Origin of the sequence: Streptomyces sp. NPDC052101, assembly GCF_040680235.1 — a bacterium.
Classification (GTDB): Bacteria; Actinomycetota; Actinomycetes; order Streptomycetales; family Streptomycetaceae; genus Streptomyces.
Genome location: NZ_JBFAWH010000012.1, coordinates 65,119 through 86,721, shown reverse-complemented (window position 1 = coordinate 86,721; position 21,603 = coordinate 65,119). Strand labels below are relative to the sequence as shown.

At 71.2% G+C, this 21,603-nt stretch carries 20 protein-coding genes; 13 read left to right on the top strand and 7 right to left on the bottom strand.

All coding sequences use genetic code 11. From position 1 onward, the window contains the following. Positions 1 to 54: 54 nt before the first annotated feature. Both rarD and AB0L75_RS22105 read right to left on the bottom strand, forming a co-directional pair. Positions 55 to 1,104: an EamA family transporter RarD gene (gene rarD / locus AB0L75_RS22110; RefSeq protein ID WP_365183312.1), complete on the bottom strand. Its 1,050-nt coding sequence runs from the start codon at positions 1,102 to 1,104 to the stop codon at positions 55 to 57. A gap of 131 nt (positions 1,105 to 1,235) precedes the next feature. Next, entirely contained in the window at positions 1,236 to 2,090 is an 855-nt protein-coding gene (locus AB0L75_RS22105; RefSeq protein WP_365183309.1) for an SDR family oxidoreductase, read from the bottom strand. Between the two features lie 107 nt (positions 2,091 to 2,197). Between AB0L75_RS22105 and AB0L75_RS22100 the strand changes: the two genes are divergently transcribed. Next, a complete protein-coding gene (locus AB0L75_RS22100) occupies positions 2,198 to 2,632 on the top strand; it encodes a helix-turn-helix domain-containing protein (RefSeq protein WP_365183306.1) in 435 nt (144 codons plus the stop codon). Between the two features lie 29 nt (positions 2,633 to 2,661). Here AB0L75_RS22100 and AB0L75_RS22095 read toward each other — a convergent pair whose 3' ends face one another. The 5 genes from AB0L75_RS22095 to AB0L75_RS22075 form a co-directional block, all read right to left on the bottom strand. After that, on the bottom strand, positions 2,662 to 3,723 hold the full coding sequence (locus AB0L75_RS22095) for a 2-oxoacid:ferredoxin oxidoreductase subunit beta (RefSeq protein WP_365183303.1): 1,062 nt from the start codon (positions 3,721 to 3,723) through the stop codon (positions 2,662 to 2,664). Beyond that, on the bottom strand, positions 3,716 to 5,644 hold the full coding sequence (locus AB0L75_RS22090; protein WP_365183300.1) for a 2-oxoacid:acceptor oxidoreductase subunit alpha: 1,929 nt from the start codon (positions 5,642 to 5,644) through the stop codon (positions 3,716 to 3,718). Before AB0L75_RS22090 ends, AB0L75_RS22095 begins: the two co-directional genes overlap by 8 nt. 443 nt (positions 5,645 to 6,087) lie before the next feature. After that, entirely contained in the window at positions 6,088 to 6,747 is a 660-nt protein-coding gene (locus tag AB0L75_RS22085; protein ID WP_365183721.1) for a response regulator transcription factor, read from the bottom strand. A gap of 281 nt (positions 6,748 to 7,028) precedes the next feature. Further along, positions 7,029 to 8,372: a sensor domain-containing protein gene (locus AB0L75_RS22080; RefSeq protein WP_365183297.1), complete on the bottom strand. Its 1,344-nt coding sequence runs from the start codon at positions 8,370 to 8,372 to the stop codon at positions 7,029 to 7,031. Positions 8,373 to 8,643: 271 nt separating this feature from the next. Beyond that, positions 8,644 to 9,828, bottom strand: a complete 1,185-nt coding sequence (locus AB0L75_RS22075) for a sensor domain-containing protein (protein WP_365183294.1) — start codon at positions 9,826 to 9,828, stop codon at positions 8,644 to 8,646. A 239-nt stretch (positions 9,829 to 10,067) separates the two neighbouring features. On the opposite strand from AB0L75_RS22075, the gene AB0L75_RS22070 reads away from it, so the two are divergent. The 12 genes from AB0L75_RS22070 to AB0L75_RS22015 all read left to right on the top strand — a co-directional run bounded on the left by AB0L75_RS22070 (position 10,068) and on the right by AB0L75_RS22015 (position 21,568). Then, positions 10,068 to 10,487, top strand: coding sequence for an NADH-quinone oxidoreductase subunit A (locus tag AB0L75_RS22070; protein ID WP_365183291.1), 420 nt, complete (start codon positions 10,068 to 10,070; stop codon positions 10,485 to 10,487). Continuing rightward, a complete protein-coding gene (locus tag AB0L75_RS22065; protein ID WP_365183288.1) occupies positions 10,478 to 11,098 on the top strand; it encodes an NADH-quinone oxidoreductase subunit B family protein in 621 nt (206 codons plus the stop codon). The genes AB0L75_RS22070 and AB0L75_RS22065 overlap by 10 nt, the downstream gene beginning before the upstream one ends. Next, complete coding sequence (locus tag AB0L75_RS22060; protein ID WP_365183285.1) at positions 11,095 to 12,459, top strand: NADH-quinone oxidoreductase subunit C; 1,365 nt, start codon at positions 11,095 to 11,097, stop codon at positions 12,457 to 12,459. Before AB0L75_RS22065 ends, AB0L75_RS22060 begins: the two co-directional genes overlap by 4 nt. After that, positions 12,456 to 13,424, top strand: a complete 969-nt coding sequence (locus AB0L75_RS22055; RefSeq protein ID WP_365183283.1) for a complex I subunit 1 family protein — start codon at positions 12,456 to 12,458, stop codon at positions 13,422 to 13,424. The genes AB0L75_RS22060 and AB0L75_RS22055 overlap by 4 nt, the downstream gene beginning before the upstream one ends. After that, on the top strand, positions 13,424 to 13,975 hold the full coding sequence (locus AB0L75_RS22050) for an NADH-quinone oxidoreductase subunit I (RefSeq protein WP_365183281.1): 552 nt from the start codon (positions 13,424 to 13,426) through the stop codon (positions 13,973 to 13,975). The genes AB0L75_RS22055 and AB0L75_RS22050 overlap by 1 nt, the downstream gene beginning before the upstream one ends. After that, complete coding sequence (locus AB0L75_RS22045; protein WP_365183278.1) at positions 13,972 to 14,610, top strand: NADH-quinone oxidoreductase subunit J; 639 nt, start codon at positions 13,972 to 13,974, stop codon at positions 14,608 to 14,610. Before AB0L75_RS22050 ends, AB0L75_RS22045 begins: the two co-directional genes overlap by 4 nt. Beyond that, positions 14,610 to 14,984 (top strand): NADH-quinone oxidoreductase subunit NuoK, encoded by a 375-nt coding sequence (gene nuoK, locus AB0L75_RS22040; protein ID WP_365183276.1) that lies wholly within the window; start codon positions 14,610 to 14,612, stop codon positions 14,982 to 14,984. The genes AB0L75_RS22045 and nuoK overlap by 1 nt, the downstream gene beginning before the upstream one ends. Next, a complete protein-coding gene (locus AB0L75_RS22035) occupies positions 14,981 to 16,996 on the top strand; it encodes an NADH-quinone oxidoreductase subunit L (protein WP_365183273.1) in 2,016 nt (671 codons plus the stop codon). Before nuoK ends, AB0L75_RS22035 begins: the two co-directional genes overlap by 4 nt. 6 nt (positions 16,997 to 17,002) lie before the next feature. Next, positions 17,003 to 18,577, top strand: coding sequence for an NADH-quinone oxidoreductase subunit M (locus AB0L75_RS22030; protein ID WP_365183270.1), 1,575 nt, complete (start codon positions 17,003 to 17,005; stop codon positions 18,575 to 18,577). Continuing rightward, a complete protein-coding gene (locus tag AB0L75_RS22025) occupies positions 18,574 to 20,091 on the top strand; it encodes an NADH-quinone oxidoreductase subunit N (RefSeq protein WP_365183269.1) in 1,518 nt (505 codons plus the stop codon). Before AB0L75_RS22030 ends, AB0L75_RS22025 begins: the two co-directional genes overlap by 4 nt. A 224-nt stretch (positions 20,092 to 20,315) precedes the next feature. Then, positions 20,316 to 21,179: a zinc metalloprotease HtpX gene (gene htpX / locus AB0L75_RS22020; RefSeq protein WP_365183267.1), complete on the top strand. Its 864-nt coding sequence runs from the start codon at positions 20,316 to 20,318 to the stop codon at positions 21,177 to 21,179. Beyond that, on the top strand, positions 21,176 to 21,568 hold the full coding sequence (locus tag AB0L75_RS22015; protein ID WP_365183264.1) for a YccF domain-containing protein: 393 nt from the start codon (positions 21,176 to 21,178) through the stop codon (positions 21,566 to 21,568). The genes htpX and AB0L75_RS22015 overlap by 4 nt, the downstream gene beginning before the upstream one ends. Positions 21,569 to 21,603: the final 35 nt, after the last annotated feature.

Below are 21,603 nucleotides of genomic sequence, written 5' to 3'. Positions count from 1 at the left end.
GCGCCGGACGCGCTGATTCCGCGGCACTGCTCACGCGCTGTCGGGCACCGCTGGTCACGTCCTCGCGGTCTCGGGGTCCGCCTCCGGTCCGGAGGGCACGTTCTCCGGCAGGTTCTCCGCGTTCCGTGCGGCCCTGATCGTGCCGGTGGTCGCGGTGGTCGCGGTGGTCGCGGTGGTGCCGGGGGCGCCGGTGGCGTCGGCGAGCGTGCGGGCGGTCCGGCGGGCGGATCGCAGCGCGTCGCCGGCGAGCAGCAGCAGCGCCAGCCAGACCAGCGCGAACCCGGCCCAGCGCTCGGGCGGCATGGCCTCGTGGAAGTAGAGGATGCCGAGCAGGAACTGAAAGACGGGCGCCAGGTACTGGAGCAGGCCCAGCGTGGACAGCGGTACGCGGATCGCCGCCGCGCCGAAGCAGACCAGCGGCAGTGCGGTGACGACTCCGGTGGAGGCGAGCAGGGCCGCGTGCCCGGAGCCGTCGTTCAGGAAGCTCGTCCTGCCGTGCGCGCCGAGCCACAGCAGATAGCCGAGCGCGGGCAGGAACTGGATCGCGGTCTCGGCAGCCAGCGACTCGACGCCGCCGAGGCCGACCTTCTTCTTGACCAGGCCGTAGGTGGCGAAGGAGAGGGCGAGGACGAGCGAGATCCAGGGGGGCCGGCCGTAGCCGACGGTCAGGACGATCACGGCGGCGAGGCCGGTCGCGACCGCCGCCCACTGCACGGGCCGCAGCCGCTCCTTCAGCAGCAGCACGCCCATCGCGATGGTCACCAGCGGGTTGATGAAGTACCCGAGGGAGGACTCGACGACATGGCCGGAGTTCACGGCCCAGATGTAGACGCCCCAGTTCACGGTGATGACGGAGGCGGCCACGGCGACCAGCGCGAGCCGGCGCGGCTGGCGCAACAGCTGTCCGGCCCAGGCCCAGCGCCGTACGAAGAGCAGGGCGAAGGCGACGACGACGAGGGACCACACCATGCGGTGGGCGAGGATCTCCAGCGCCCCGGCGGGCTTCAGCAGGGGCCAGAACAGCGGCACCAGGCCCCACATGCCGTACGCCGCGAAGCCGTTGAGCAGGCCTATTCGATGCTCACTCCTGGACGTCCCGGCCACGGCTCCTCCTTCTCGCTTACGCACGCGCTCGCTTACGCACGCGAGAACGAAGGTAGCGCCGAGCGCCCCCGCCTGTCATGTGTGTTCCGGCATACGGTCATGACAGGCGGGGGCGCCGGACGGATCGGCCGTCAGCTCTTGAGTGCGGCAGTGATCGCCTGCGCCAGCGGTGTGGTCGGGCGGCCGGTCAGCCGCGACAGGTCCCCGGACGGGACCACCAGCTCGCCCTTCTCGATCGAGGCGTCCACGCCGGCCAGGATCGCGGCCAGCGGCCCGGGCAGCCCGGCGCCGGCCAGGATGCCGCTGAAGGCCTCGACGGAGACCGGGGTGTAGGCGATCTCCTTGCCGGTCTGCCGGCTCAGCTCGGCCGCGTACTCGGCGAAGCCCCACGTCTCGTCGCCGCCCAGCTCGTACGTCTTGTTCTCGTGGCCCTCGCCGGTCAGCACCGCGACCGCGGCGGCGGCGTAGTCGGCGCGGGACGCCGAGGAGATCCGGCCGTCGCCGGCGGCCTGGACGACCGCGTGGTGCTCCAGCACGGGGGCCAGGTTCTCGGTGTAGTTCTCGTGGTACCAGCCGTTGCGCAGCAGGGTGTACGGCAGGCCGGAGGCGAGCAGGGCCTGCTCCGTCGCCCGGTGGTCGTCCGCGAGCGCGGCCGTGAGGCTGCCCGGCGCGCTGGTGTACGCGAGCAGCGCCACGCCGGCCGCCTTCGCGGCGTCGATGACGACCCGGTGCTGGCCGACCCGGCCCTTGTCGAACTCGTTGCCGGAGATCAGCAGGACCTTGTCACCGGCGGTGAACAGGCTGTCGAAGGTCTCGGGCGCGTTGTAGTCGGCGACGGCCAGCTTGACCCCGCGGGCCGCGAAGCCGGCGGCCCGCTGCTCGTCCCGCACGACAGCGGTGATCTGCTCCGCCGGAACCTTCTCCAGCAGCTGCTCCACTACGTGCCGGCCGAGGTGTCCGGTGGCTCCGGTGACGACGATGCTCATGGTTCAGAACTCCTTGTGGGTGCCGTATTGCCGTATTGCCGTATGGCACTCACCCTAGGAGTGGCACTAACCAAGCGAAAGTACCCACTTTGAAGTAAGGTACTGACATGGCAGTAAGCGAGAGGCAGGCCGCGGACGCCGAGTCGCTGTGCCCGTACCGGCTCGTCCTGGAGCACGTCACCAGCCGCTGGGGTGTCCTCGTCCTGGTCGGGCTGCTGGAGCGGCCGTACCGGTTCAGCGAGCTGCGCCGGGCGATCAACGTCGTCGGCGGGCGCGGCGTCAGCGAGAAGATGCTCACCCAGACCCTGCAGACCCTGGAGCGCGACGGCCTGGTCCACCGGGACGCCAAGCCGGTCATCCCGCCCCGCGTCGACTACTCGCTCACCCCCCTCGGCCGCGAGGCGGCGGAGCAGGTGCGCTCCCTGGCCCAGTGGACACACGACCGCATGGCCCAGGTGGAGCAGGCCCGCCACGCCTACGACGAGAACCGCCGGGCATACGACGAGGCCCGGGAGTCGCCGCAGCGGTCCCGGGCCTCGTAGCCGAGCGAAGAGAAGAGAAGCGAGCGGACTCAGCCGACGACCGTCCAGGTGTCCCCGCCGGCCAGCAGCGCGGCCAGGTCGCCCTTGCCCTTCTGCTCGATCGCGGTGTCCAGCTGCTCGGCCATGGCCGTGTCGTACACCGGCCGCTCGACGTTGCGGAAGACGCCGATCGGGGTGTGGTGCAGGGTGTCGGGGTCGGCGAGCCGGGAGAGCGCGAACGCGGTGGTCGGGGACGTGGCGTGCGCGTCGTGGACCAGGATGTCCGCCTCGTTCTCCGCGGTCACCGTGACCACCTCCAGATCACCGGTGGCCCGGTTGCGTACGACGCCCCGCGCACCGTCGGCCCCGAAGCGGATCGGCTGCCCGTGCTCCAGACGGATCAGCGTCTCCTCGGTCTGCTGCTTGTCCTTCAGGGCGTCGAAGGCGCCGTCGTTGAAGATGTTGCAGTTCTGATAGATCTCGATCAGGGCCGTGCCCGGGTGGTCGGCGGCCGCGCGCAGCACCTCCGTCAGATGCTTGCGGTCGGAGTCGATGGTGCGGGCCACGAAGGACGCCTCCGCGCCGATCGCCAGCGACACCGGGTTGAACGGCGCGTCCAGCGAGCCCATCGGCGTCGACTTGGTGATCTTGCCGAGTTCGGAGGTCGGCGAGTACTGGCCCTTGGTCAGGCCGTAGATCCGGTTGTTGAAGAGCAGGATCTTCAGGTTGACGTTGCGGCGCAGCGCGTGAATCAGATGGTTGCCGCCGATGGACAGCGCGTCGCCGTCACCGGTGACCACCCACACCGACAGATCGCGCCTGCTGGTGGCGAGGCCGGTGGCGATGGCGGGGGCGCGGCCGTGGATGGAGTGCATCCCGTAGGTGTTCATGTAGTACGGGAAGCGGGAGGAGCAGCCGATGCCGGAGACGAAGACGATGTTCTCCTTGGCCAGCCCCAGCTCCGGCATGAAGCCCTGGACGGCGGCGAGGATCGCGTAGTCACCGCAGCCGGGGCACCAGCGCACCTCCTGGTCCGACTTGAAGTCCTTCATCGACTGCTTGGCCTCGGCCTTGGGGACCAGCTGCAGCAGTCCGTTGCCGGTGTCAGTCATCGATGGCCTCCTTCAGAGCCTTGGCGAGCTGTTCCGCCTTGAACGGCATGCCGTTGACCTGGTTGTAGGAGTGGGCGTCGACCAGGTACTTCGCCCGGATCAGGGTGGCGAGCTGCCCGAGGTTCATCTCGGGGACGACCACCTTGTCGTAACTCCTCAGCACGCTTGCGAGATTGCGCGGGAAGGGGTTGAGGTGGCGCAGATGCGCCTGCGCGATCGACTCGCCGGCCGCGCGCAGCCGCCGTACCGCGGCCGTGATCGGTCCGTACGTCGAGCCCCAGCCCAGGACGAGGGTCCTCGCGCCGTGCGGGTCGTCGACCTCCAGGTCCGGGACCTCGATCCCGTCGACCTTGGCCTGGCGGGTGCGGACCATGAAGTCGTGGTTGGCCGGGTCGTAGGAGATGTTGCCCGTGCCGTCCTGCTTCTCGATGCCGCCGATGCGGTGCTCCAGACCCGGCGTGCCCGGAACCGCCCACGGCCGGGCCAGGGTCTGCGGGTCCCGCTTGTACGGCCAGAAGACCTCGGTGCCGTCCTCAAGGGTGTGGTTCGGACCGGAGGCGAACTGGACCCTGAGGTCCGGCAGCTCGTCCAGGTCCGGGATCCGCCACGGCTCGGAGCCGTTGGCCAGATAGCCGTCGGAGAGCAGCATCACCGGTGTGCGGTACGTCAGCGCGATCCGGGTCGCCTCCAGAGCGGCCTCGAAGCAGTCCGCGGGGGTCTTCGGCGCGACGATCGGCACCGGCGCCTCGCCGTTGCGCCCGAACATCGCCTGCAGCAGATCCGCCTGCTCGGTCTTGGTCGGCAGACCCGTGGACGGGCCGCCGCGCTGGATGTCGACGACGAGCAGTGGCAGCTCCAGGGAGACCGCGAGGCCGATCGTCTCGCTCTTGAGGGCGACACCGGGACCGGACGTCGTCGTCACCGCGAGCGAGCCGCCGAACGCCGCGCCCAGCGCCGCGCCGATGCCCGCGATCTCGTCCTCCGCCTGGAAGGTCCGCACGCCGAAGTTCTTGTGCTTGCTCAGCTCGTGCAGGATGTCCGAGGCCGGCGTGATCGGGTACGAGCCCAGGAACAGCGGCAGGTCCGCCTGCTGGGAGGCGGCGACCAGGCCGTAGGCCAGGGCGAGGTTGCCGGAGATGTTGCGGTAGGTGCCCACGGGGAAGGCCTTGGCGGCCGGGGCGACCTCGTAGGAGACCGCGAAGTCCTCCGTCGTCTCGCCGAAGTTCCACCCCGCGCGGAACGCGGCGATGTTCGCCGCCATGATCTCCGGCTTCTTCGCGAACTTCGACTTCAGGAACTTCTCGGTGCCCTCGGTCGGCCGGTGGTACATCCAGCTCAGCAGGCCCAGCGCGAACATGTTCTTGCTGCGCTCGGCCTCCTTGCGGGTCAGGTCGAACTCCTTCAGCGCCTCCACCGTGAGGGTGGTCAGGGGCACCGGGTGGAGGTTGTAGCCGTCCAGCGAGCCGTCCTCCAGCGGGGAGGCGCCGTAGCCGACCTTCTGCAGGGCACGCTTGGTGAACTCGTCCGTGTTGACGATGATCTCGGCGCCGCGCGGCAGATCGCCGATGTTCGCCTTCAGTGCGGCCGGGTTCATGGCCACGAGCACGTTCGGCGCGTCGCCCGGCGTGAGGATGTCGTGGTCGGCGAAGTGGAGCTGGAAGCTGGAGACGCCGGGCAGGGTGCCGGCGGGGGCACGGATCTCGGCGGGGAAGTTCGGCAGGGTGGAGAGGTCGTTGCCGAAGGAAGCGGTCTCCGAGGTGAACCGGTCACCGGTGAGCTGCATGCCGTCACCCGAGTCCCCCGCGAACCGGATGATCACCCGGTCCAGGCGCCGCACGTCCTTCGCGCCGCCCGGATTGCGCTGCTCTCCCACGACGGTACCGTCAGTCTGCTCCGCTGGGCTGCTGACCTGGCTGGTCACTGAACTGGACCTCCTTCGAGGCGGCTGTCCGGGCGTGGTCGTACCACGGACCATCCCAGGATCAACCCTACGTCGGTTAGGGTCGCCTTCCCGAGGCCATCCGAATGATGGACGGCTTTCTGAGACGGCCTTTCGTGTGTGCGAGGCGGTCTTGCGCGTGTCCGAATCGATCCTTCACGCTGACCGCGCTGACCGCTCGTGCCTTCGTGCCGGCTTCTAGTGCCTTTGCACCGGCTTTCCGCGCCTTCACGCCGGCTGCTCGTGCCGTCGCGTCGGCCCTTCACGCCTTCGCGCTGACTTCTCATGGTTCGCCGCCCCCCTGCGGCTGACGTCGAAGACTCCGCCGCGCGTCTCTGGGTCCCTCTGCGCCGTTCTCCCGCCTGGGTGTCCGGCCTCCACGGAAGCCGGACGGACTGACATCCTGCTGACTCAGTGTCAGTGCATCACGAGTTCAGGTAGGTCAGGACGGCCAGAACACGCCGGTGATCCCCGTCACTCGGGGTCAGGCCGAGCTTCAGGAAGATGTTGCTGACGTGCTTCTCCACGGCCCCGTCGCTGACCACCATCTGCCGGGCGATCGCCGAGTTCGTCCGCCCCTCGGCCATCAGCCCGAGCACCTCGCGTTCACGCGGGGTCAGCCCCGCCAGCACGTCCTGCTTGCGGCTGCGGCCGAGCAGCTGCGCGACCACCTCGGGGTCCAGCGCCGTACCGCCCCCGGCCACCCGCACCACCGCGTCCACGAACTCGCGCACCTCGGCGACCCGGTCCTTGAGCAGATAGCCCACGCCCCGGCTGGAACCGGCCAGCAGCTCGGTGGCGTAGCGCTCCTCCACGTACTGCGACAGCACCAGCACCCCGAGCCCCGGATGCGCCTTCCGCAGCCGTACGGCCGCTCGTACGCCCTCGTCGGTGTGTGTCGGCGGCATCCGTACGTCCGCCACCACCACGTCCGGCAGTGCGCCCTGCGCCTGCAGGTCGGCGACGGTCTTCACCAGCGCCTCCGCGTCCCCCACACCGGCCACGACATCGTGCCCACGGTCGGTCAGCAGCCGGGTCAGGCCCTCCCTGAGCAGCACTGAGTCCTCGGCGATGACCACCCGCACCCTGTCCTCCACGACCTTTGGCCCCCCAAGCCCGATTCCACTCTCCGGCGACCTTCGCCGCTACGGAGGTCCAGCATTCCAGCATTCGGTCCGCGCCGCCGCAGCACCAGCGCAATCCCCCCGCCGGGGGAGGGGGCCGAGGGACCCGGGGGGACAGGAGGGCCGGGGGACCGGGGGGAGGGGCGAGGAAGGGGCGGTGAGGGGTCCTCTCGGGGCCTTGGGTCCCTGTCCCCGAAGTCCTGGGGACAGGACAGGCCCCCCAGTTTCTGCAGGCCGGGGGGTCAGGCTCGCCAGGGCAGTTCGGCGATCACCCGGGTGGGGCCGCCCGCGGGGGAGTCCACCACGAGGACGCCGTCCACCGCGTCCAGGCGTCCGGCGAGGCCGGCCAGGCCCGAGCCGCGGGAGACGTCCGCGCCGCCCACACCGTCGTCGATCACCTGCAGCATCAGCCGGTCCTCGGCGCGCCACACGTCCACCGACGCGGACCGGGCCCGGCTGTGCTTGCTGATGTTCTGCAGCAGCTCGGAGACGGTGAAGTAGGCGATGCCCTCGATGGCCGGTGCCGGGCGGGCCGGCAGGTCGACCTCGACCCGGACCGGGACCGTGCAGCGTGAGGCGACCGAGGACAGGGCCGCGTCCAGACCGCGGTCGGTCAGCACGGCCGGATGGATGCCGCGGGCGAGGTCGCGCAGCTCCTGCAGCGCCGTCTTCACCTCGCCGTGCGCCTCCTCCACCATCCGCGCCGCCGCCCGCGGATCCTCCTGGAGCTTCTCCTTCGCCAGCCCCAGGTCCATGGCCAGGCTGACCAGCCGGGCCTGTGCCCCGTCGTGCAGGTCCCGCTCGATGCGCCGCAGGTCGGCGGCGGCCGTGTCGACCACGACCCCGCGGTCCGACTCCAGCTCCACCACCCGCGCCGACAGCGGCGACGGCCCCAGCAGCCCCCGTACCAGCAGCCCGTCCACCGTCGTCAGGGCCCGTACGATCCACGGCGTGGCCAGCGTGAACAGCAGTCCGACCAGCGCGGTCACGGTGATCTCGAACGGGTTGTCGAGATAGACGCTGTGGTGCTCGTCGCCGTACAGCTGCAGCCCGCCCTGGCCGGCGTAGGCCGGGAAGACCCAGAACCACAGCGGGTACGTCAGCAGCGTCCAGCCCGTGGTCCACAGGGTGACCGCCACCGTGAACGAGAACACCGCCCAGGGGAACTGCAGCAGCGCGTACAGCAGGTTCCGCCAGGAGGCGCCGCTCTTGAGCACCGCGCCGATCCAGGCCGGCGCGCCCGGCCCGCGCGTGCGCAGCGGCTCCGGCTCGGCCACGTCCAGCCGCAGCAGTGAGCGCGCCCGCGCCCGCTCCAGCGCGCCGAAGCCCCGGCAGCCGGCGAGCGCCGCCGCGAGCACCGGGACGCCGATGAAGGTCACCAGCAGGCCGGCACCGAGCGACACCATGGTCACCGCCCAGGTGAACAGCACGATGGAGAGCGGCAGGCTCAGCAGCACATAGCCGAACTCGCGCCAGCTGCGCGCCTCGAACGGCGCCCGCAGCGCGGCGGGCAGCCGATGGCTGGCTTCGGCGGGCCTGCCGTCCTCCTGCCCGTACCCGTACCCGTGTCCGTACTCCGTGGCCATCGATCTCGTCCCGTTCTTCTCGTTCGAGCGGCGGTTCAGCCGTGCTTCCAGATTCGTGCGCCGCGGGCTGCCGGGCCATGGAGTCCGTCGGCGTCTTGGAGCGGGGGTTTTCCCCACCCCTTGCCTCCGGCGGATCGGCCGCTGCCTCCGGCGGATCGGCCGCTGCCTCCGGCGGATCGGCCGCGTCGTCGTCCGGTGCGGTCGGCTCTTCGGCGCCGTCGGTAGCACCCCTGGGGAGTCGCAGTCGCCGCACCCGCCTGGGCGCCGCCCGCTACTCCGCCCGGTTCCGCCACGGCAGTTCGGCCGTGACCACTGTCGGGCCGCCGGTCGGTGAGTCGAGTACGAACAGGCCGTCCACCGCGCCGAGCCGGTCCGCCAGGCCCCGCATACCGGTGCCGGCGTCCAGCCGGGCGCCGCCCTGGCCGTCGTCCCGGACCTGGATGAGCAGCCGTTCCTCCGTGCGCCACACGTCCACCGACGCGGACCGGGCCCGGCTGTGCTTGCTGATGTTCTGCAGCAGTTCGGAGACGGTGAAGTAGGCGATGCCCTCGATGGCCGGTGCCGGGCGGTCCTGCAGGTCCACGGTGACCTTCACCGGGACCGTGCAGCGCGAGGCGACCGAGGACAGGGCCGCGTCCAGGCCCCGGTCCGTGAGCACTGCCGGATGGATGCCGCGGGCGAGGTCGCGCAGCTCCTGCAGGGCCAGTTTCACCTCGCCGTGCGCCTCCGCCACCATCGAGGCCGCCGAGTCCGGGTCCTCCAGCAGCTTCTCCTTGGCCAGACCGAGCCCCATGGCCAGGTTGACCAGCCGGGCCTGTGCCCCGTCGTGCAGGTCCCGCTCGATGCGCCGCAGGTCCGCGGCGGCCGTGTCGACCACGACCCCGCGGTCCGACTCCAGTTCGGCGATACGGCGTTCCAGCTCGTCCGAGGGCGACAGCAGCCCGCGCACCATGAAGCGGTCCACGTTGGCGAAGCCCCGGGCCAGGTAGGGCAGCACCGGCCACAGCACGAACAGCGAGGTCAGCACCGTGCAGAAGGTGAGGACGCCCCAGGGCAGCCGGATGGCGTCGTACAGCAGCGTCCGCCAGCCCACCGGGTCCTTCAGCGCCATCCACAACCGCTGCAGCAGCCCGCCGGTCTTCGCGAGGGGCAGCGGTGTCGGCTCCTCCACCCGCACCCCGAGCAGCCACCGGGCGCGGGCCCGCTCCAGCTTCCCCAGCTGCCGCGCGCCCAGCAGACTGACCGCGAGCAGCGGAAGACCGATGACCGTGAGCGTCAAGGACCCGCCGACGGACAGCACGGTGATCGCGTAGACGAAGCCGAACACCGCGACCGGCAGGTTCAGCAGGAGATAAAGGATCTCCTTCCACGTGTGCACGTCGTACGCCGGCCGGATCGGCGGCAGCCGGTCGGTACCGTCGGCCCGGTCCGGGGCGGAGCTGCTGGTAGCGGTCATACCGGTCAGCCTGCCGTGCCCGGCGCCCTCCGCGCCATGCGGTACGCCGCCCTCCGCCGACGGGGGAAAACCCCACCCCCGGGCTCATCACCTGTCTCACGCCGTGACGGGCTGCTTACCGGTTCTTTATCAGGGCCTAGACTCCCGTGCGTACAGATCGTCGAATCACGTTGCATCACGCCATTACGTTGCATCCCGAGGTTCACTGGGGTCACGAAGTCAGGGAGCGAGGTCGGACGGTGCGGGAGACGTTGGGGGACTCGACTGCCACCACGGCGCATGTCATCGCGGCCGGCTACTTCCGGTCGTACTCGGTGGTGGGCCTGCTCGCCCTCATCGGCGTGCTGTTCGTGGCGGTCGCCTTCGGAGCCGGCCGCCTGCTGCGCCCGATCGTGCCGACCCCCGAGAAACTGCTGACCTACGAGTGCGGTGTCGACCCCGTCGGCGAGGGCTGGGCGCACACCCAGGTCCGCTACTACGTCTACGCCTTCCTGTACGTGATCTTCGCGGTCGACTCGATCTTCCTGTTCCCCTGGGCGACGGTCTTCGCCGCCCCCGGCTACGGCGCGACGACCCTCGTGGAGATGTTCATCTTCCTGGGCTTCCTCGCCGTGGGCCTGCTGTACGCATACAAGAAGGGCGTCCTGACATGGACGTGACCCGCACTCCTGTGCCGCTCCCCGAGCCCGGGGGCACCCCCGCCGAAGGCAGCGGGAGGCTGGGCGCGCTCGCCCGCCTGGCCCCCGAGCCGATGAAGGTGGTCCTGAACTGGGGCCGCCGCTACTCGCTCTGGGTCTTCAACTTCGGCCTCGCCTGCTGCGCGATCGAGTTCATCGCCGCGTCGATGGCCCGCCACGACTTCATCCGCCTCGGCGTGATCCCGTTCGCGCCCGGGCCCCGCCAGGCCGACCTGATGGTGGTGTCGGGCACGGTCACCGACAAGATGGCCCCGGCCGTGAAGCGCCTGTACGAGCAGATGCCCGAGCCGAAGTACGTCATCTCCTTCGGCGCCTGCTCCAACTGCGGCGGCCCCTACTGGGACTCGTACTCCGTCACCAAGGGCGTCGACCAGATCATCCCGGTGGACGTGTACGTCCCCGGCTGCCCGCCGCGCCCCGAGGCGCTGCTCCAGGGCATTCTCAAGCTCCAGGAGAAGATCGCCCGAGAGTCGCTGGAGGAGCGGTACGGACATTCCCGGCCGTCCGTCGCCGCCCTGACCAGCGACCTGGTGAAGCCTCCGGCGCCCGCTGCCGAGGGGGACGCCCGATGAGCACGGTCGGCTGGCTCCCCGCCCCGGTCGAGGAGGTCTTCGGCGCGGACGCCACGGCCGAGGAGTCGTACGACCTCCTGACCGTGGACGTACCGCCGTCCGCCTGGCTCACCGCCCTGGAGACGGCCCGTACGACCCTGGGCTGCACCTATTTCGACTGGCTGAGCGCGGTCGACGAACCGGGCACGGGCTTCCGCGTCTCGGCCCACGTCGTCGCCCTGCACCCGGTCCGCCGTCTCCTCGTCCGTACGACCGTCCCGCACGAGGCGCCGGCGCTGCCCTCGGCCGTCGGCGTCTACGCGGGCGCCGCCTGGCACGAGCGCGAGACCCACGAGATGTTCGGCGTTCGCTTCGAGGGCCACCCGTCGCTGGAGCACCTCCTCCTCCCCGAGAACTTCGAGGGCCACCCCCTCCGCAAGGACTTCGTCCTCGCCGCCCGCGTCGCCAAGGCCTGGCCCGGCGCGAAGGAGCCAGGCGAATCCGAACACGGTGGCCCGAAGCGCCGCCAGATGCTGCCCCCGGGCGTCCCCGACCCCAACGAGTGGGGCCCTCTCAAGGGCCAGCTCCCGCCCGCCCCGGCCCGCCCGGCGCGCGGGGCGGCGCCCCGCGCGGGTGCGGCCGGGGAGCGTCCGGTACGACGCGCCCGCACGGCGGCGGAGGGCTCCGCGAGCCAGCCACCGCAGACCGAAGAGACCGCCGCGGTGGCTCCGCGCGCAGACGCTGCCACTGGTGCTGCTGCGGGTGCGGGTGCCGTTGCAGGTCCCGCCAGCGGCGCCCGTCCGCGCCGGATGAGGAGCGCGAGCCAGGGCTCGGCGAGCCAGACGGCGGCGGCAGGGCCTGCGGCCGACAACGAGGCCGACCGGACCGCGGACGGCACGGCCGCTGCCGAGGCCGCGCCGCCATCGCCGTCGGCCCCGACGCCTGCCCCGGAATCGGCCCACCCGCGCCGCTCGCGCAGCACCTCGGAGGGCTCGGCCTCGCAACGGCCCGAGGCCGAGGCCCAGCCGCCGACGCAGATGCCGGCGCAGGAGGAGGGGCAGGCGCCGACCGCACCGCAGGGCGCGGCCCGCCGGAGCACGCCCCCGCGCAGCTCGGACGCCCCATGGCACCACGCCCGCCCGGCCTTCGACGAGCCGAAGCCCGAGCCGAAGCCCGAGCCGACGCCGGCGCCAGAGCCGCAGCGCGAGCAGCCGGGGCCGGAGCCTGAGCCGCAGCTCGGGCAACCGGAGCCGGAGGCTGAGCCGCGGCGTGAGCAGCCGCAGCCGGAACCTCAGGGCGAGCAAGCCGAGCCACGGAGTGGACGAGCCGGACCGCCCAACCCCGAAACCCCCGACGACGACTCCACAGGAGGCCCGCAGTGAACGACGCGCTGGACGTCGCCCTGCGACTCCTCGTCGTGTTCGTCGTCTTCCTCACCTTCCCGCTGATCGTCGGGCAGACCGAGCACAAGGTGATGGCCCATATGCAGGGCCGCCTCGGTCCGATGTACGCGGGCGGCTTCCACGGCTGGGCCCAGCTCATCGCCGACGGTGTGAAGTTCGCGCAGAAGGAGGACGTGGTCCCGGCCGGTGCCGACCGCCGTGTCTTCCAGCTCGCGCCCGCCGTCGCCCTGCTGCCCTACCTCCTCGTCCTGCTCGCCGTCCCGATCGGCCCGAGCGAGGGTGCCGTCGGCCAGGTCCTCGACGCGGGCGTGTTCTTCGTGCTCGCGGTGATGGGCGTCGGCGTGCTCGGCTCGCTGATGGCCGGCTGGGCCAGCGCGAACAAGTTCTCCCTGCTGGGCGGCCTGCGCACGGCCGCCCAGCTGCTCGCCTACGAACTCCCGATGCTGCTCGCCGCGGCCTCGGTCGCCATGGCCGCGGGAACGGTCTCCCTGCCCGGCATCCTGCACGCCTTCCACTGGTGGTGGGTGCCCTGGCAGATCATCGGAGCGGTCGTCTTCTTCGTCGCCGGACTCGCCGAACTGCAGCGCCCGCCGTTCGACATGCCCGTCGCCGACTCGGAGATCATCTTCGGCGCGTACACCGAGTACACCGGTCTGCGTTTCGCACTCTTCCTCCTGGCTGAGTACGCCGGAATCGTCGTCCTGTGCGGTCTGACCACCGTCCTCTTCCTGGGCGGCTGGCACGGCCCCTGGGGCACCGACGGCCTGGGCTGGCTGTGGACCCTGCTGAAGGCCGCGATCCTCGCCTTCGTCGTCATCTGGCTCCGCGTCACCTACCCCCGCCTGCGCGAGGACCAGCTCCAGAAGCTCTCCTGGACCCTCCTCGTCCCCCTCTCCCTCGCCCAGATCGCCCTCACCGGCATCGTGAAGGTGGTGATCTCGTAGTGGCCCCCATCCCTGGCAGCGGCCTCGCCAAGGGCCTGGCTGTCACCCTGCGCACGATGACCAGGAAGTCGGTCACCGAGCAGTACCCGGAAGCCCAGCCCGAACTGCCGCCCCGCACCCGTGGTGTGATCGGCCTGTTCGAGGAGAACTGCACGGTCTGCATGCTCTGCGCCCGTGAGTGCCCGGACTGGTGCATCTACATCGACTCCCACAAGGAGACGGTCCCGCCGGCCGCCCCCGGCGGCCGCGAGCGCAGCCGCAACGTCCTCGACCGGTTCGCCATCGACTTCTCCCTGTGCATGTACTGCGGTATCTGCATCGAGGTCTGTCCTTTCGACGCGCTGTTCTGGTCCCCGGAGTTCGAGTACGCCGAGACCGACATCCGTGACCTCACCCACGAGCGGGACAAGCTCCGCGAGTGGATGTGGACCGTCCCGGCCCCGCCGGCCCTGGACCCCGCCGCGGAGGAGCCGAAGGAGATCGGCGCCGCCCGCAAGACCGCCGAGAAGCTGGCGGCCGCGCAGAACGAGCCGGGGGAGGCTGAGTCGTGACCCTCGCTCAAACGCCGCACGGCTTCCTGTCCCCGACCGGCGTCGAGATCGCCTTCCTCCTCGTCGGCCTGGTCACCTTCGGCGCCGCACTCGTCACCGTCACCACCCGCCAGCTGGTGCACGCCGCCCTGTGGCTGGTGGTCGCGCTCGGTGGTCTCGCCGTGGAGTACCTGCTGCTCACGGCCGAGTTCATCGCCTGGGTGCAGGTCCTGATCTACGTCGGTTCCGTCGTCGTCCTCCTCCTGTTCGGTCTCATGCTCACCAAGGCGCCCATCGGCCGCTCCCCGGACGCCGACTCCGGCAACCGCTGGGCCGCCCTGACCGTCGCCCTCGCCGCCGCCGTCGCTCTGGTGTGGGTGGTCGTCGACGCCTTCCGCACCACCTGGATCGACCTGAACGGCCCCGCTGCCGGCACCACTCGCGTCACCGGCGAGAGCCTGTTCCGCAGCTGGGTGCTGCCCTTCGAGGCGCTCTCCGTCCTTCTCCTCGCGGCCCTGGTCGGCGCGATCGTCCTGTCCCGCAAGGCGAAGGCGGAGTCGAGTCCTCCCCCTGTGAACTCCCAAGCCATCACCGAGAGTTCCCCTTCCATCACGGATTCCGGAATTCACCCGGCCGAGCAGGAAGGCGCCCGCTGATGCACCTCGCCTATCCGGCCGTACTCTCCGCCCTCCTCTTCTGCACCGGCCTGTACGGCGTCCTCGCCCGCCGCAATGCGATCCTGGTCCTGATGTCGGTCGAGCTGATGCTCAACGCCGTCAACCTCAACCTGGTCGCCTTCGACGTCTGGCTCAGCCGGGCCGCGAAGGAGACCCTGCACTCCGGCCAGGCGCTGACCCTGTTCACCATCGCCATCGCCGCCGCCGAGATCGGCATCGGCCTGGCGATCGTGCTCGCCGTCTACCGCAACCGCGGCACCTCCGACATCGACAAGCTCCGCGACACCGCCGAGGGCCCCGGCACCGGTGGCCCCGACTCCTCCGCGGCCGAGAAGGCTGAGGCCACCGCGTGACCACGACCCACCTCGCCGTCCTCGTCCCCCTTCTGCCGTTCCTGGGCGCCGCGGCCGGACTGCTGCTCGGCCGCACCGCGCCCGGGTTCGTCCGCCCGCTCGCCGTGCTGCCGCCGCTGGCCTCGCTCGTCCTGGCCGCGCTGGTCGCCGTACGCCAGGGCGGCGACCAGGCCGTCGACGCCCACACCGAGCTGACGCCCACCGGGTCGGTCCCGATCGAGCTGGCGCTGCACATCGACGGCTTCGCCGCGCTCGTCGCGATCCTGGTCGCGTTCGTCGCGGCCTGCGTGCAGATCTACTCGACGGGCTATCTGCGTGACGACCCGCGCTACCCCTCGTACGCCGCCCTCGTCTCGCTGTTCACCTCCGCGATGCTCCTGGTCGTCTACTCCGGCGACCTGATCGTGCTGCTGGTCGGCTGGGAGGTCATGGGTATCTGCTCCTACTTCCTGGTCGGCCACTACTGGGAGACCCCGGAGGCCCGCGCCGCCTCCCTGAAGGCCTTCCTGGTCACCAAGCTCGGCGACGTGCCGTTCCTCATCGGCCTCTTCGCGCTGGCCACCGACGCCGGGTCCTTCCGCATCACCCGCGTCCTCGGCGCCGTCGCGAGCGGCGGCCTGCACCACCCGACGCTGGTCGCCCTGCTGCTCCTCGCGGGCGTCGCGGGCAAGTCGGCGCAGTTCCCGCTGCACACCTGGCTCCCGGACGCGATGGCGGGCCCGACCCCGGTCTCGGCGCTGATCCACGCCGCGACGATGGTCGCCGCCGGTGTCTACTTCATCGCCCGTCTCCTCCCGGTGTTCGAGGCCTCCAAGGCCGCGATGATCGTCCTCGCCGTCATGGCCGCCGTCACGATGGCCGGCTCGGCGCTCGCCGCGCTCGCCCAGGACGACATCAAGCGCGTCCTCGCCTACTCGACGATCGGCCAGCTCGGCTACATGACCGGCGCCCTCGCCGTCGGCGACCGCGGCGCCGCCGTCTTCCACCTCCTGTCGCACGGCGCCTTCAAGGCGCTGCTGTTCCTCGCGGCCGGCGTGATCATCCACGCCGCCGGCACCAACTCACTGGCCGCCATGTCCCGCATGCACGGCCTGCGCGACCGCGTCCCGGACGCCTACTGGACGATGACCGTGGCGCTCCTCGCGCTCGCCGCGATCCCGCCGTTCAGCGGCTTCTTCTCCAAGGAGTCCGTCCTCGGCGCCGCCGAGCACGTCGCCACCGGGAGCACCGGCCACGCGCCCGGCGCCGCCGGCTGGATCGTCCTCGTGGCCGGCCTGCTCACCGCACTGCTCACCGCCGCCTACGCGGCCCGGCTGTGGCTGCTGGCCTTCCGCGGCCGGGGCGCCGAGGCCCCCGACCACGGCCGCCAGCCGCTGACGATGACCGTGGTGCTCTGGGTCCTCGCCGTGCCGTCCCTGGCCTTCGGCGGGCTCGCCTACCGCTCGCTGCCCGGCTGGTTCGACGGCCGCGACCTGACCCCGACCCTGCTCACCTCCATCCTGAGCACCGGCCTCGCCGTGGTCGGCGGACTGGTCACCTTTGGCGCCTGGCAGCGCACCAGCGCGCTCGCCGCCCGCGTCCCGGCGGCGCCCGCGCCCTCCTTCGAGTGGGAGCACCTCCAGGGCGAGGCCGCCGCGCACCCGGAGGGCGACGCGAGCCTGGTCGAGGCCCATGCCCTCGCCGACCACGGGCCGGCCGACCTCGCCCACGCGCCCGACCCCGGCCGGCTGCTCCTCGGCCCGCTCCATCGGCATGCGGCCGCAGGCTTCCACCTGGACGCCGTGTACACGGCGCTGTTCGTCCGCCCGGTCCAGGCCGGAGCGAGCCTCGTCCGCTTCCTCGACCGCGAGGTCGTCGACACCTACGTACGCGGCGCGGCCGCCCTGCCCCGGTTGCTCGGGGCCGCCGTACGGCGGGCGCAGACCGGCAATGTGCAGACCTATGTGAGCGCGCTGCTCGCCGGCACCGTCGTCCTGGCGGTCGCCGTCGTCCTTGTCGCCGCGGGAGCGTGAGCAGGCGTGATCGATATCAACGAGTCCGTGATGCAGTTCCTTCTGGCATTCGTCGTCGTCGGCCCGCTCCTCGGCGCCGTCGCCGCTCTGCTGCCCGCCCCGCCGGGGCTGAAGGGGAAGTCGCCCGAGCACGCCGTGCTGCGGCACGGCGTCACCGTCACCGGTGCCATCCTCATCGCCGCGCTCGCCCTCGCGCTGGGCTTCGACCACGACCATCCGTCGAAGATGCAGGCCACGACCGACATCAGCTGGATCCCCGCACTCGACGTGCGGATCCACCTCGGCATCGACGGCATCTCCCTCCCCCTTCTGGTCCTGACCGCGCTGCTGACCTTCCTCTGCGCGCTGTACTCCTACTTCAAGCCGCCCGCGGGCGGCTCCCCGAAGGGGTTCGTCGCGCTGCTGCTCCTGCTCGAGTCCGGCACCCTCGCGACCTTCGCCGTCCTCGACCTGCTGCTGTTCTTCCTCGCGTTCGAGATGGTGCTCATCCCGATGTACTTCCTCATCGCCCGCTGGGGCGGTGCGGGCCGGACCCGGGCCGCGTGGAAGTTCATCCTGTTCACGCTGCTCGGCTCCGTCGTCATGCTGCTCGGCCTGCTCCTGATCGGAATCAAGGCGGGCACGTTCGACATGGTGGCACTCGCCACTGACAACGGCCGGTCGCTGACCGCGTCCGTGCAGGTCATCGCCGTTCTGGCGATCGGGATCGGGCTCGCGGTGAAGACGCCCATGTGGCCGCTGCACAGCTGGCTGCCGGACGCCCACACCGCCGCCCCGACGGTCGGCTCGGTCCTGCTGGCCGGTGTCCTGCTCAAGATGGGTACGTACGGGTTCGTTCGGATCCTGCTGCCGATCGCGCCGCACGGCTTCCACACCTTCGCGCCGTACCTCGCCGCGTTCGCCGTGGTGGGGATCATCTACGGATCCCTGGCCTGCCTGGCCCTGGCCAAGCGGGGCGCGAAGGGCGACCTCAAGCGGCTGATCGCCTACTCCTCCGTCGGTCACATGGGCTTCGTCCTGCTGGGCATCGCCACCATGACCCCGACCGGCGTCAACGGCGCCCTGTTCGCCAACATCGCCCACGGCCTCATCACCGGCCTCCTCTTCTTCCTGGTCGGCGCGCTGAAGGACCGTACGGGCACGACCGACCTCGACACCCTCGCCGAAGAGACCGGCGCCGCGCTGTACGGCAGGGCCCCGCGGCTCGGCGGGCTGCTCGCCTTCGGAGCCGTCGCCTCGCTCGGACTGCCGGGCCTCGCCGGGTTCTGGGGGGAGATGCTGGCCCTGTTCGGCGCGTTCAAGCCCGCCGCCGACCTCAGCCGGCCCGCGTTCCTGACCTTCATGGCGATCGGCGCGTTCGGCACCCTGCTGACAGCCGCGTACATGCTGATCGTGGTCCGCCGCGTCTGCATGGGGGGCGTGGAGCGGGAGGTCCCGACGCTCGCCGACGTCCACGGCTACGAGTTCGCCGCCTGGACCCCGCTCGTCGCCCTCACCGTCGTCGCCGGACTGTGGCCGAGGGCGCTGCTCGGCCTGACCGACCCGGCCGTGCACCAGCTCCTCGCAGGAGGCACCCGATGAGCGCCCAGCCCCTTGCCGAGTCGCTGGTCCAGTCCGTCGACTGGCTCGCCGTCGCCCCGCCGACCATCGCCGCCGCGGTGGGCCTCGCCGTCCTGGTCGCCGACCTGTTCCTGCCCGAGGCCCGCAAGGCCGTCCTGGGCTGGATCTCGGTCGCCGGACTGGCCGTGGCCGCGCTGATGCTCCTGCCCCTCCTGGACGGCGACCGCAGCACCTTCTGCGTACGCGGCGCCACGCGCGCGTGCAGCTACACCGCCGACCACTTCACGCTCGTCATCCAGTTCCTGGTCCTCGGCGGGGCGCTGCTCGCCGCCCTGCTGTCCGTCACGAACCTCAAGGACGACGAGCGGCGCGTCCCGCCGGGCGAGTTCTGGTTCCTGCTGCTGTCCTCCGCCGCCGGCGCCGCCCTGCTGCCCGCCTCCCGCGACCTGGCCACCCTGATCGTCGCCCTGGAGGTCGCCTCGCTGCCTGCCTTCGCTCTTGTCGGCATCCGGCACGGCGACAAGCGGTCCTCCGAGGCCGCCCTGAAGTTCTTCCTGTCCTCGGTGACCGCCACCGCGGTCAGCCTGATGGGCATCAGCTTCGTCTACGCCTCCACCGGCACCCTCTACCTCACCCAGGTCGCCCAGCGCCTGGCGCACGTCGAAGGCCAGCTGCACACGCTCGCCCAGACGGGCGTCGTCCTCACCCTGATCGGCTTCGCCTTCAAGACGGCCGCGGTTCCCTTCCACTTCTGGGTGCCCGACACCTACGTGGGCGCGCCGCTGCCCGTCGCCGCCTACTTGTCGGTCGTCGGCAAGGCCGTCGGCTTCTCCGGGTTGATCCTCGTCACCGTCGTGGCGTTCCCGTCGTACGCCGACGTCTGGGGGCCCGCGCTCGCCGCGCTGGCCGCGCTCACCATGACCGTCGGCAACGTCGGCGCCCTGCGTCAGCAGGCCACGCGCGCGTACAGCGCCGTACAGCTGCTTGCCTGGTCCTCCGTCGGGCAGGCCGGCTATCTGCTGGTGCCGATCGCCGCCGCCGGCTACGCCAGGGACCCGCAGAAGGCGATCGGCTCCACGGTGGCCTACGCGCTGATGTACGCCGCGGTGAACCTCGGCGCGTTCGCGGTGGCCGCCCTGGTGGGCCGCAGCCGGGCCCTGAACCGGATCAGCGACTACCGGGGCCTGTACGCCGCCAACCCGCTCACCGCGCTCCTGCTGGCGTTCTTCCTGCTGTGCCTGGCCGGGCTGCCGCCGGGTGTCATCGGACTGTTCGCCAAGGTCACCGTGTTCTCGGCGGCGGTCGACGCGGGCCTCGGCTGGCTTGCCGTCGTCATGGCCGTCAACGTGGTGATCGCCCTCTTCTACTACCTGCAGTGGACGGCCCTGCTGTTCCGCGCCCCCGAGGGCGAAGCCGCCCGGCACCACGTCCCGGCCCCTCTCACGGCCGCGCTCGCCCTCACCGGTGTACTCGGCGTGGCCCTGTCCGGAGCACCCCAGCTGGTCCTCCGTTTCGCGGCCACCGGACTGTTCTGAGCCTGCTCCGAGAAGGCCACCGGACCGCCGCGAGAAGCCGCCTCGCGCGCGTGGCGCATCCGCGCCACCACGCGCGCGTGAGCGCGAACGCGCACGTCACCCGTACGGCCGACCGGCGTCCGCGCCGCTGACAGGGAACTCGTGGCCGTCGCCTGGCGTTGTCACAAGCGGGAGGGTCCACTGGACCAAAGTGTTCCCCAGCTGCACGATTTGGAGGGCGCACAGTGCACCGCCGGCACAACGGGCTCAGGACCGCGGTACTCCTCGGGGGCCTGTCCGCACTCATCATCGTCATCGGCAGCTTCTTCGGCCGTATGGGACTGATCGTCGCGGTCCTGGTGGCCCTCGGTACGAACGCGTACGCGTACTGGAACAGCGACAAGCTGGCGCTTCGCGCGATGCGCGCCCGCCCGGTCAGCGAATTCGAGGCCCCGGCGCTGTACCGCATGGTCCGTGAGCTGTCCACGCAGGCCCGCCAGCCCATGCCCCGGCTGTACATCTCGCCCACGGAGGCCCCCAACGCCTTCGCCACGGGCCGTAACCCGCGCAACGCCGCAGTGTGTTGCACGGAAGGCATCCTGCGCCTGCTGGACGAGCGTGAGCTGCGCGGCGTCATCGGCCATGAGCTGAGCCACGTCTACAACCGGGACATCCTGATCTCCTCGGTCGCCGGCGCGCTCGCCTCGGTGATCATGTTCCTGGTGAACTTCGCCTGGCTGATCCCGATCGGCCGCTCGGACGACGACGACGGCCCCGGCCTGCTCGGCATGCTCCTGATCATGATCCTCGGCCCGCTCGCCGCCACCCTCATCCAGCTGGCCGTCAGTCGCTCCCGGGAGTACGAGGCGGACGCCTCCGGGGCCCAGCTCACCGGCGATCCGCTGGCTCTCGCCGGCGCCCTGCGCAAGCTGGAGGCCGGCACCCAGCAGCTCCCGCTGCCGCCCGAGCCCCGGATCGAGACCGCCAGCCACATGATGATCGCGAACCCCTTCCGCGCCGGCCAGGGACTGACCAAGATGTTTTCCACGCACCCGCCTATGGCGGACCGCATCGCCCGGCTCGAGAAAATGGCAGGTCGCAACCAGTGAAGACGATCCTGAACGTCATCTGGCTCATCCTGAGCGGCTTCTGGCTGTTCCTGGGCTATCTGTTCGCCGGCGTCCTGCTGTGCATCACGGTCATCGGCATCCCCTTCGGAATCGCCGCCTTCCGTATCGGCGTCTACGCCCTGTGGCCCTTCGGGTACACGACGGTCGAACGCCGGGACGCGGGCGCGCCCTCCTGCATCGGCAACGTGCTGTGGCTGATCCTGGCCGGCTGGTGGCTGGCGATCGCGCACATCGTCACCGGTATCGCCCTGTGCCTCACGATCATCGGCATCCCGTTCGGCATCGCCAACTTCAAGCTGCTCCCGGTCTCCCTGCTGCCCCTGGGCCGCGAAATCGTCCGCACGGACCAGCCGTTCGCATCCCGCTGAGCGAGCCCGCGGACAGCAGTCACCACGCGCGCGTG